The 11826-nt window shown below is 50.0% G+C and carries 5 protein-coding genes; all 5 read left to right on the top strand.

Features of this window, described 5'->3' with window-relative positions; translation table 11 throughout:
* Positions 1-2 precede the first annotated feature (2 nt).
* The 5 genes from DXT99_RS10105 (at position 3) to DXT99_RS10085 (ending at position 10934) form a co-directional block, all read left to right on the top strand.
* Positions 3-1859, top strand: a complete 1857-nt coding sequence (locus tag DXT99_RS10105; RefSeq protein WP_115565421.1) for a RagB/SusD family nutrient uptake outer membrane protein — start codon at positions 3-5, stop codon at positions 1857-1859.
* Positions 1860-1951: 92 nt separating this feature from the next.
* A complete protein-coding gene (locus tag DXT99_RS10100; protein ID WP_115565420.1) occupies positions 1952-5308 on the top strand; it encodes a VCBS repeat-containing protein in 3357 nt (1118 codons plus the stop codon).
* A 514-nt stretch (positions 5309-5822) separates the two neighbouring features.
* Positions 5823-8942, top strand: a complete 3120-nt coding sequence (locus DXT99_RS10095) for a PVC-type heme-binding CxxCH protein (RefSeq protein ID WP_115565419.1) — start codon at positions 5823-5825, stop codon at positions 8940-8942.
* Between the two features lie 68 nt (positions 8943-9010).
* Positions 9011-9895 carry a hydroxypyruvate isomerase family protein gene (locus DXT99_RS10090; protein WP_115565418.1) on the top strand — a complete coding sequence of 295 codons (885 nt, stop codon included), beginning with the start codon at positions 9011-9013 and terminating at the stop codon, positions 9893-9895.
* A 115-nt stretch (positions 9896-10010) separates the two neighbouring features.
* Positions 10011-10934, top strand: coding sequence for a hydroxypyruvate isomerase family protein (locus tag DXT99_RS10085; RefSeq protein WP_115565417.1), 924 nt, complete (start codon positions 10011-10013; stop codon positions 10932-10934).
* The last annotated feature ends 892 nt before the right edge of the window (positions 10935-11826 follow it).

Below are 11826 nucleotides of genomic sequence, written 5' to 3'. Positions count from 1 at the left end.
AAATGATAAGAATACATAAAATAAAATCTTTGTCTTTAAGTTTCATTGCTGTCCTGGCGCTTTCTACCGGCTGTAATGACGACTTCTTAAATACACAGCCCTTAACAGCTATTCCTAGTGAGGTTGTATGGACAGACGCTGCCCTTGCCGATGCTTTTGTAACGGACCTTTATACCGTTGTAGGTCAGGGAGGCTTTGATGAGCAAATGCAGGCTTCTCTCACTGATGAGGCCGTTTTTACTCACCCGGGCAGGGGAATCAATATCATCACGGAAGCCCGGTCTAACCCTGCTGATCCGGGTTTCATAAACTATACCCTCAACTGGGCAGACATGTACCGCAGGATCAGGGCGGCTAACTTAGCCATAGAAAACCTGCAGGAACCCCAGTTTGACAATCCGGAAATGGCGGAAAGGCTACTGGGAGAGGCACTCTTTATGCGAGCCTACATGTATCATCAGTTACTCCGGTACTATGGTGGTGTGCCACTAGTTGATCGGGCATACGAGCTCGGAGAAGAGGATTATAGCATCGCCCGCAATACCTTTGCTGAAACTGTTGAGTTTATTGTGAATGATGCCGATCAGGCAGCCCAACTGCTGGAGGGTGAGTCAATGGCTGAAGGACGAGGCTCTAGAGCAGCAGCACTGGCCCTTAAGTCCCGTGTGCTGCTGTATGCAGCCAGCGACCTGCATGATATCCCTACTGCCAGCGCAAGATCGAGTGTTATTGCTTCCTATCCTGAGCCAGAGTTAATTGGTTATGTAGATGGTGACCAGATGCAGCGCTGGCAAAGAGCGCAGGCAGCAGCCAAAGATGTATTGGACTTGCCAGGTTATGGGTTTATGATGAACTTAACAGGGCCGGTTAGCCCCGAAGAGGGAACTCAGAACTACATAGACATGTCGTTGTTCCGCGGCAATGCTGAAAATGAAATGATTTTTGGCCGGTATTTTATACAGTCCAAAAATGAAAACGGTGGACGGGTAGGTTTGTTTAACGGCCCTAACGGATATCGTAACTGGGCGGGTAACACGCCGCTACAGGACCTGGTGGACGATTATGAAATGATGGACGGCACTGAGTTTAGCTGGGATAACCCGGAGCATGCAGCAGCTCCATACGAGAACCGCGATCCACGTTTTGAGGCTACTATTCTGCATGACGCATCTGACTGGAAGCCGCGTTTCACGACCACAGCAGACCCCGCAGATCAAATTCAGACAGGGCAGTATGAGATAATTGCTGATGGTGAAAAAACAACTCATTTCGGCTTTGATACCCGACAGAGCTCTATCGAAGACTGGAACGGTACCCGTACCGGCTATTACATGAGAAGGTTTGTTGACCCTAACCCGAACCTGGTGGATATGAACATGTGGCAGCAGGTGCCTTGGGCTTTTTTCCGATACACTGAAGCCGTGCTGAACTATGTGGAAGCCAGCATTGAATTAGGGCAGGATGCCGAAGCACAGGAGTGGTTAAATAAGATCCGCTTCCGGGTAGGAATGCCGGCGGTGACTGAAACAGGCGAAGCACTGATGGAGCGCTACCGCAACGAGCGCAGAATTGAGATGGCTTACGAAGAGCAGCGCTACCATGATGTTCGCCGTTGGATGATTGCTGAGGAGGAGTTTGGACAACAGCCTCGGATTATCGATATTATAGGCACGCTGAAGCCAGGTAAAACGGTGACTACGTATCAGTACGACCCTGAGAACTACAACTATACCTACAATGTAATAGAACTGGGAGAAGGGGTTGAGAACCGGGCATGGGACGATAAAATGTATTACCTGCCAATTCACAGGGATGAAATGAACCGGAATGAGCAATTGACGCAGAACCCGGGTTACTAAGTATTATTTTCTTATATTACACTTGAAATCTATGCCAGTCTTGTACTGGCATAGATTTCTCTTTTTTACCTTTTATTTAGATGGCTTATTTAATGAGCAAGTTCCGATCCTCTCTACCTACTATCCTATTACTCACCCTATCAGTTTTTACAGCTTGCCAGGAAAAAGCCTCCGTGGAAGAGCAGGAGCCCACTGATGCCCCTGCCATTGTCGCTAATCCGCTTTTCACCCTGCTCCCTGCCAGTAAGACTGGTGTTCAGTTCTCCAACAACCTGACCGAAGGGCTGAATACGAATGTATTAATGTATGAGTACTTCTATAACGGCGGCGGCGTAGCGGTGGGCGATGTAAACGGAGACAGCCTGCAGGACCTTTACTTTACAGGCAACATGGCCCCGAACCGGCTATACCTGAACAAAGGCAACATGCAGTTTGAGGATGTAACAACCGCCGCAGGCGTAGCCGGAAGAGAAGGCCCCTGGACGACAGGCGTGACTATGGCCGATGTAAACGGAGATGGCCTGTTAGACATCTATGTATGCTACTCCGGTAAGCTGCGTCCCGAAAAACGGGAGAACCAACTTTTTATTAATGATGGACCGGATGCCAATGGTATACCCCGGTTTTCAGAACAGGCTGCGCAGTTCGGTCTGGCAAGTTCCTCCAATAGTACGCACGCCGTTTTCTTTGACTTAGACCGGGACAGCGACCTGGATATGTTTCTCCTGAACCATAGCCCGGAGTCTTTGCCTGTATTGGACGAGGTCTCCACTGCGGAGCTGCTTGAAAAGGAAGATGTACAACGCGGGGTACGGCTTTTCAGGAACGATAACGGGAAGTTTCAGGACATAACAAAAAAAGCAGGTATTCAATCGTCCACTCTAACGTATGGCCTGGGAGCCGGAGTAGCCGATATCAACGGCGATGGCTGGCAGGATATTTATGTTTCCAATGACTATGATATCCCCGATTACCTTTACATCAACAACAAAAACGGAACCTTCACCGATCAGCTGAAGCTGAGTATGGGGCATACTTCCCACTTCTCGATGGGCAGCGATGTAGCGGATATTAACAACGACGGCTTCCCGGATATCTTTACCCTGGACATGCTCCCGGAAGACAACCGGCGGCAAAAGCTGTTGTTCGCCCCGGACAACTATGAGAAGTTCAATCTCAGCCTTAGATCTGGGTTCCATTACCAGTACATGCGCAATATGCTGCAGGTAAACAACGGTAACGGCACTTTCAGCGAGGTGGGGCAGCTGGCAGGGCTTTCTAACACCGACTGGAGCTGGGCTCCTTTGGTGGCTGATTACGACAATGACGGCTGGAAAGACATGTTCATTACCAACGGCTACCTGCGCGACTACACTAACATGGACTTTATTAAGTACATGGGCGGCTTTGTGCAGCAGCAGGGCGGCAGAATGCAGCGGGAACACGTGCTGGAACTGGTCAATAAAATACCTTCTTCTAACGTCACCAACTATATCTATAAAAATAACGGCGACCTGTCCTTCACGAACAAGGGCAGGGACTGGGGGATGAGTTCCTCTTCCAACAGCAACGGAGCGGCTTATGCTGACTTGGATAATGACGGCGATCTGGACCTGATTGTCAACAACATCAACCAACCTGCTTTTATTTACCAGAACGAATCGAACAAGCAGCTGGACCACCACTACCTGCAACTCAGGCTGGAAGGAGCCGGCAAGAACACAGCTGGAATAGGGGCCAAAGTGATGTTTTACGCCAAGGGAAAGCAGCAGTACCAGGAGCAGATGCCTTCGCGCGGCTACCAGTCCAGTGTGTCGCCTGTGCTGCATTTTGGCCTGGGGCAGGAGAACACAATAGACTCCCTTCAGGTTGTGTGGCTGAGCGGAAAGCAGCAGGTGCTGCGGAATGTAACTCCAAACCAGGTGCTTACCCTGAAAGAGAGTGAAGCAGGCGCTTCTCCCCGTTCATTAAAGCCTGGCGCTCCTGCTTTCGAGGAGGCAAGAGCCCCCGTTTCCTTTGCCCATCAGAAAAATACAACAAACGATTTTAAGCGGCAGCCGCTGCTCGTGAACCCACTTTCCTTCTCCGGACCCTGCCTGGTAAAAGCCGATGTAAACGGTGACGGCTTAGAGGATGTATTTGCCGGTGGAGGCAAGGGGCAGCCGGCGGAACTGTACCTGCAGCAAAGGAACGGCACCTTTGCACAAAAGCCTACGCCAGCCTTTGAGGCCGACAAAATGAGTGAGGATGTGGATGCTGTATTCTTTGACGCCAACAACGATCAGTTTCCGGACCTGTACGTTGTTAGCGGAGGCTACCACGACTTTGCGCCGGATGACGCATTGCTGCAGGACAGGCTCTACCTCAACGATGGCAAAGGCAGTTTCACCAAGAGCACCAACTCGCTGCCGACAATGCGTACCAGCGCCAGCTGCGCCCGGGCAGCCGACATCAACGGTGACGGATTTGTCGATCTGTTTGTGGGAGGACGCGTGATACCGGGCCGCTACCCGGAGACACCGCAAAGTTACCTGCTGTTAAACGACGGCAAAGGAAGCTTTAAGGATGCTACTGCTTCGCTTGCCCCGGCGCTGCAAAAGGTGGGTATGGTGACCGACGCCGCCTGGCATGACCTGAATGGGGACAAAGTGCAGGAACTGGTTGTGGTAGGGGATTGGATGCCGGTGATGGTTTTCAAAAATACGAATGGTAAGTTAACCGATGCGACTGATGCTTATTTCGACAAGAAGTACAGGGGCTGGTGGAATAAACTGCTGGTGAGCGATTTGAACCAGGACGGAAAGCCTGAGTTGATAATAGGCAACCTAGGCCTGAACGCCCAGGTGAAAGTTTCGGACGAACAGCCGGCAGAACTCTACTACAAGGACTTCGACGACAATGGCTCTGTTGACCCTATCCTGACCTTCTACATACAGGGCAAAAGTTACCCTTACGTAACCCGCGACGAGTTGCTGGACCAGATAAGCGTGATGCGCACGCGCTTCACAGATTATAAGAGCTATGCAGACGCCACATTGCGGGACATTTTCACACCAGAAGAACTTGCCGGGGCAGGTCATTTAACTACCAATTACCTGAAGACAGCTTACTTTGAGAGTGGCACAAATGGAAAGTTTGTAGAAAAGCCCCTGCCTATGGAAGTGCAGTATTCCCCGGTGTATGCCATTACCACCCTTGACTATAACCGGGATGGTAATCAGGATCTGCTGTTGGGAGGTAACATAAGCCAGGCCCGCCTTCGCTTTGGCAAGTACGATGCCAACTACGGTATCCTGCTGCAAGGCAACGGAAAAGGAGAGTTTACTTACATTCCGCAAGCCAAGTCCGGCTTTAAAGTGAACGGCGATGTAAGGAGTATATTACAGGTGAACAACACGCTGCTGTTTGGTATAAATCAGCAGGATGTGAAGGCTTACAAGATGAAATAGCCAAACCAGTGAGAATACTTTTCTGCCGTTATTTTTAGCTATGCAAGTTTTAGAATGAACCGCCGTACTCCGGCATGAGCAGAACTGTGTTGTAATTTTAGAAGTGGCGGTGGCGGGTGTAATGCTACTATTTCTGCTTTTAGTGTTTTAGTTACAGTTGATCTTCGGGCTAAATATTTGTTTTCTTACCTGATATACATATATTTAGAATAGCTTACAATTATGGAGTAAAGCTTGAATCTCCTTCAAGGCAAGTAGAAGAGCTTTTTCCGCTCTATAGTTTATTCAATTAAGTTCAGTACTGCTATTGTAAACATGAACAGCATTACGGAACTAACGGCTATATTGGTGAGTGATTAAACGCTTAAATTACAATGCTTGGCTTAATATGCAGTCAGCCAACATACCCTGACCGTTGCAAAACTGATATTCTTTTTTTCTGAAGAAAAGATATACTGACATTTTGAACAGTGCTTAGCACGAAGCACAGCAACATTAAATAGACCATTACCCAATGAAGAAAAACATACTTCCAGTAGCTTTTCTGATGAGTGTGCTGGCAACGTCGTCCTGCAACAATCCGCAGCAAACGACCACAGCCCAGCAAGTATTACCTAAAGCGGACCAGAACGAATCTACCCTTGCATCGCGGGAGGAGCAATACAGCAAATTAACGGAAGAGGAAAAAAGGCTTCCGGAGAATGCGCTCTTAGGTCTGGAAGTTGCGGACGGACTGGAGGCAAAGCTTTTTGCCTCTGAGCCTATGATGGGCAACCCCACCAATATCGACGTTGACGCCAAAGGTCGGGTCTGGGTGTGCGAGGCCTACAACTATCGGCCGGAACTTAACCCGGGCAACCCACAGCGTGGAGAAGGTGACCGCATCCTGATTCTGGAAGACTTGAACAACGATGGACGTGCCGATACAGCTAAGGTGTTTTACCAGGGCAAAGATATTGATGCAGCGCTTGGAGTAGCCGTGCTGGGCAACAAGGTGATTGTATCCAGCAGCCCGAATGTGTTTTTGTTTACAGATACTAATGGTGATGATGTGGCGGACAAGAAAGAGGTGCTGTACTCAGGCTTAGGCGGAGAGCAGCACGACCACGCCATCCACTCCTTCACTTTCGGCCCGGACGGCAAATTATACTTCAACTTCGGCAACGAAGGCCAGCAGATACTCGACCGCGATGGCAAGCCCATAGTAGATAAAGACGGCAAAGAAGTGAACAATTCTGGAAAGCCCTACCGCCAGGGAATGATCTTCCGGGTAAACCCCGACGGCACCGAATTTGAGGTGCTGGCCCACAACTTCCGGAACAACTATGAGGCAGCAGTAGACTCTTATGGCACACTATGGCAGTCTGACAATGATGATGACGGCAACCAGGGCGTGCGCATCAACTATGTAATGGAATTCGGTAACTACGGCTATACCGACGAGATGACAGGCGCTGGCTGGCGGTCTCACCGGACGAACATGGAGAAGGAGATACCAAAACAGCACTGGCACCTGAATGACCCGGGTTCCGTTCCAAACCTGCTTCAGACAGGCGCAGGTTCCCCTACCGGTATGGTGGTGTACGAAGGCAATTTGCTCCCTGAAGTATACCATAACCAGATGATTCACACAGACGCTGGCCCGAACACGGTTAGATCATATCCTGTTACGAAAGACGGCGCCGGGTATAAAGCTGAGATCGTACCGCTGGTAGATGGCGTACGGGACCAATGGTTCCGCCCCTCTGACCTGAGTGTAGCCCCGGACGGATCTATTTATGTGTCTGACTGGTATGACCCGGGTGTGGGTGGCCACCAAATGGGAGATATGAATAGGGGACGCATCTTCAGAATTGCCCCTCCCGGAGTACCTTACAGGACCCCCAAGCTGGACCTGAGTTCACCAAAGGGAGCCGTAGAGGCGCTGCAAAACCCCAACCTGGCCACGCGTTACATGGCTTGGGACAAGCTGCACAACTGGGGTACAAAAGCGGAGCCTGCGCTGCAAAAGCTATGGAAATCTGACAATGAGCGCATGAGAGCGAGAGCGCTGTGGCTGCTGGCGAAGATAGATGGCAAAAGCGATAAATACATTCAGCAGGCACTGCAGGATAAAAACCCTGATATTCGCATAACAGGCCTACGTATTGCCCGCCAGGAGGCAGAGAATGTTATTTCTTACGTGCAGCAGCTGGTGAAAGACCCAAGCCCGCAGGTGCGTCGGGAAGCAGCTATTGCACTTCGCCACAACAAATCGGCAGAGGCACCTGCACTTTGGGCAGAGCTGGCGCAGCAGTATGACGGGCAGGACCGCTGGTACCTGGAAGCCCTGGGTATCGGGGCTGACGAGCAGTGGGACAAGTTTTTTACTGCTTACCAGGCGAAAGCAGGAAATCAAATGACTGACAAAGCGAGCCAGGATATTATCTGGCGTTCCAGAACCGGCCTTGCGCTCCCTTACCTTTCACAGAACATTACGGATGCAGGTACTTCGTCAGCAGATCGGGCGAAGTATTTCAGAGCCTTTGATTTTATTGATGACCCTTCCAAAGATGAAATACTCATAGCCTTGCTCGATGATCAGGGGCCGCATAAGGCGGAGGTGTCGAAGCTTGCGCTATACCACATAAATCCATCGGGTATAGACAAGTCCCCAAAAGCAAAGGCTGCTTTAGACAGGACGTTGGCAGAGTTAAACGGTACGCAGGAGTATTTGAACCTGGTTCGCCGCTATAAGCTGCAAAATCAGAATGAGGCATTGCTCCAAATGGTGCTTGCTAACCCGGATAAAAACCTGGGGGTGGAGTCAGCCCGGTTGCTGCTTAATTCAGACGGAGGCAACTTGCTGAAACAAACCATTCACAGTGAGAAAGAGGCCGAATCGTTGGCAGTGCTACGGGCATTGAGCCGCGTGGGCAACAGAGAGTCTATGGATCTGATTGAGTCTGTTGTGATGGACAAGTCTGCAGACATGGCCGTTCGCAAAGTGGCCGTGAAGTCACTTGGCACAGGCTGGAGCGGAGAGGAGCGGCTGATGAACGTGGTAAGGGACGGCAAGCTTCCGAAGGAGCTAGAGCCGGCAGCATCTGTAGCGCTTGCCGGAGCCATGCGTGCACCCATACGCGACGAGGCACTGAAGTACCTCACGGTTGCCAATGCAACAGGAGGCAAGCCGCTGCCACCGATTAGTGAGTTGGCTATGCGGCCGGGTTCTGCGGTAACGGGTAAGCAGGTGTTCCTGCAGTCATGTGGTGTTTGCCACCAGGTGGGAGATGAAGGCGCCAATTTTGGCCCGGCTCTGACCCAGATTGGCAGCAAACTCACCAAAGACGCCCTTTATGTCTCCATTCTTCACCCTGACGCAGGTATTAGCTTTGGGTATGAAGGCTTTCTTTTCAAAATGAAGGACGGCAGCGAAGTAGCCGGAATTATTGCCAGCGAAACAGAGGATGAAGTAGAACTGGTCTTCCCGGGAGGCATGAAGAGTAGTTTAGATAAGTCAAACATTGCATCCAGAACACAAATGGAGAACTCTATCATGCCTTCTAACCTGCAGCAAGCCATGTCAGAGCAGGAATTGGTGGACCTGGTGGAGTATCTGTACTCCCTTAAAAAGCCAACAGCAAAATTGTAACGAGCACACGAATTCATGCCGGACCTCCGGCAACCACAAATGGATAATAGTTCAAAAGAAACATAGAAATGAAAAACCAACATACCCGGCGTAGCATGCTGAAGAACATGGCAGGTGGCGCCGCAGTGCTTACCTCTGCCATGTTGTTGCCCGAACCACTGAGAGCCGCTGGCTTAAAGGATTTGAAGTTAAAAGGCAGAATTAAGCATTCCGTTTGCAAATGGTGCTACAAGGACATGCCATTAGAGGAACTGTGCAAAGCGGCAAAGGGAATGGGCCTGTCTTCTATCGAACTGCTGGGCCCTGATGAATGGCCGATGCTGAAGAAATACGGCCTGACTTGCGCGATGGCTTGGGGAGCGGAGAAAAGCCTGACCGAGGGCTTCAATAACCCGAAGTACCACGACGAACTGGTTGCCAGCTACGAAGCGATGATCCCGAAGGTGGCTGCTGCCGGGCTCGATAACCTGATCTGCTTTTCAGGTAACCGCAACGGTATGAGTGATGAAGAAGGCTTGGAGAACTGCGCCAAAGGGCTCAAGCGCCTGATGAGTACAGCAGAAAAGCACAAGGTAACGCTGTCGATGGAACTGCTGAACAGCAAGGTGAACCACAAAGACTATATGTGCGACCATACCAAATGGGGTGTTGATTTGGCGAAGATGATAGGCTCCGATAGGTTCAAGCTGCTCTACGACATCTACCACATGCAAATCATGGAAGGAGACGTAATCCGCACAATTCAGGAATACCATCCTTATATCTCGCACTATCATACAGCTGGTGTACCTGGCCGCCACGAGATAGACAATACACAGGAGCTGTATTACCCGGCCATTATGCGGGCAATTGTTGATACGGGCTTCAAGGGCTTTGTGGGGCAGGAGTTCGTGCCGGCGTCGGGGGATCCACTTGCTTCGCTACGGGAAAGTATTGTGATCTGCGATGTATAAGCTATAATAAGTGCTACATCTGGTATAAATTATTTTGCTGACTCATAACGCAATGTATCCTGCAGCATCACAAAGTTTAGTTTGTCTGCTGCTGTATCACTAAACACCAAAATATATGAGAAGAAGTGATTTTTTAAAAAGTGGTCTCCTGGGTGCTGTAGCTCTTACAACTGGGACATCAGCCTTCGCCGGAAGTTCTTCTTCTGAGAAGCAGGCAGGCAAAACTTTCAATCTGAACTATGCGCCTCACTTTGGTATGTTCAAAGAGACAGCCGGCGACGACCTGGTAAGCCAACTCCGGTTTATGCGAGATCAGGGTTTTACTGCCCTTGAAGATAATGGCCTGATGGGACGGCCGGTAAGTGACCAGGAGAAAATAGGGAAGGAGCTTGCCCGTTTAGGCATGACCATGGGCGTGTTTGTGGTTGACAAAGGCGGTAACTCCCAAAACACGCTGGCAGCAGGAAAGCAGGAACACGTAGACATCTTTCTGGATGGCTGCAAGCGGGCCGTTGATGTAGCCAAACGCGTGAACGCAAAGTGGGTGACCGTAGTGCCCGGCGATTTCGAACGGAACTTGCCCATAGGTGTACAAACTGGCAATGTGATTGAAGCTCTGCGAAGAGGAGCGGAGATATTAGAGCCACATGGCATCGTGATGGTATTAGAGCCGCTTAGCGACTCGCCAAACCTTTTCCTGCGTACCTCCGACCAGACCTATATGATTTGCAAAGGAGTGAACAGCCCGTCCTGTAAGCTCTTGTTTGACATTTACCATATGCAGAAGAACGAGGGGCACATTATCCACAACATGAACCAGACCTGGAATGAGATTGCCTATATACAGATAGGGGACAACCCTGGAAGAAAAGAGCCAACCACAGGGGAAATCAATTATAAGAATGTGTTTAAGTACATTCATGAGAAGGGCTACAAAGGTGTAATGGGCATGGAGCACGGCAATGCAGGAAAGGGCAAAGCTGGAGAAGCAGCTGTTATCAAAGCTTATAGGGAAGTGGATAATTTTATGCAGGCGTAAATACAGGTAAACTAGCTACAGTTTATTTTGCTTAAACCAAAACGGGTAGGGTGATTTCAAAGAATCGCCCTACCCGTTTTACTTTTAGTAGCAAATGCGAATTCCGAATCAGTGTTTTCTAAATTTGTCTAAGCTGCCGTGGAGACTGTTCATCCAGTGCTTCATAAACAGCCTTTTGCATAGCTTCTTACTTGCGCTCCACTCCCGCGAGGGCGCGTTTTCCCGTTCGGCGCTGTGTAAATAAAGCTGCCATCGCTCCGCTGTAGGCTGCCTCACTTCGTTCGGCACCGCATTATTTACAAGGCGCCGAACGGGAAAACTGGAATCACTTTTCCTTCGAGCTGACAAAATGGAGTATTATACAATGTCTAAGCAATATCTCCTTCCCTCCTTTAATCAACATATTCATCTGCCAGCACGGAGTGAATGAGTTTCCAGTCTTTGGGTTGAGCGCCTGGGGGTAGAGGCCCTCTATTTGGAGATTTTTGGTGCCGCTCGCGCGGCAGCGCCCTAGCGCAAAAAACTCCCAGCGCGATGCCCATAAGAGGCAGGGCTGTTTTATTCTCCAAGACTATCCCCTTGAGGGGATTATAGGGGTGTAAATTGCGGAGCTATATTGCCTTATTTACCCTATTTGCGTTCTTTCCGCAGATGTAAACACCCCTCCCGCTCCCCTCAAGGGGAGAATTCGCTAGGAATGAAACAGCCCTACCATAAGAGGGCCCCTACCCCGAAGACGAGGCCTCTCGGCCTTGAGAGCTAAGAGAGAAACAATGCAACTCTAGATTAGATGCCGCTGGATAAACTGCAGCCACGGCAGCTTAGGCAGAGTAACTATGCATAATATCACTCTACAAAAAGATGCTACTGAACATGAGTTGATGAAGCCAAG

Origin of the sequence: Pontibacter diazotrophicus (genome assembly GCF_003367245.1) — a bacterium.
Classification (GTDB): Bacteria; Bacteroidota; Bacteroidia; order Cytophagales; family Hymenobacteraceae; genus Pontibacter; species Pontibacter diazotrophicus.
This window is presented reverse-complemented; position numbering and strand designations above follow the sequence as displayed.

Excerpts from the sequence above, each read along its gene's own strand:
- DXT99_RS10105 (WP_115565421.1), top strand. The coding sequence starts at position 3 with ATGATAAGAATACATAAAATAAAATCTTTGTCTTTAAGTTTCATTGCT.
- DXT99_RS10100 (WP_115565420.1), top strand. The coding sequence starts at position 1,952 with ATGAGCAAGTTCCGATCCTCTCTACCTACTATCCTATTACTCACCCTA.
- DXT99_RS10095 (WP_115565419.1), top strand. The coding sequence starts at position 5,823 with ATGAAGAAAAACATACTTCCAGTAGCTTTTCTGATGAGTGTGCTGGCA.
- DXT99_RS10090 (WP_115565418.1), top strand. The coding sequence starts at position 9,011 with ATGAAAAACCAACATACCCGGCGTAGCATGCTGAAGAACATGGCAGGT.
- DXT99_RS10085 (WP_115565417.1), top strand. The coding sequence starts at position 10,011 with ATGAGAAGAAGTGATTTTTTAAAAAGTGGTCTCCTGGGTGCTGTAGCT.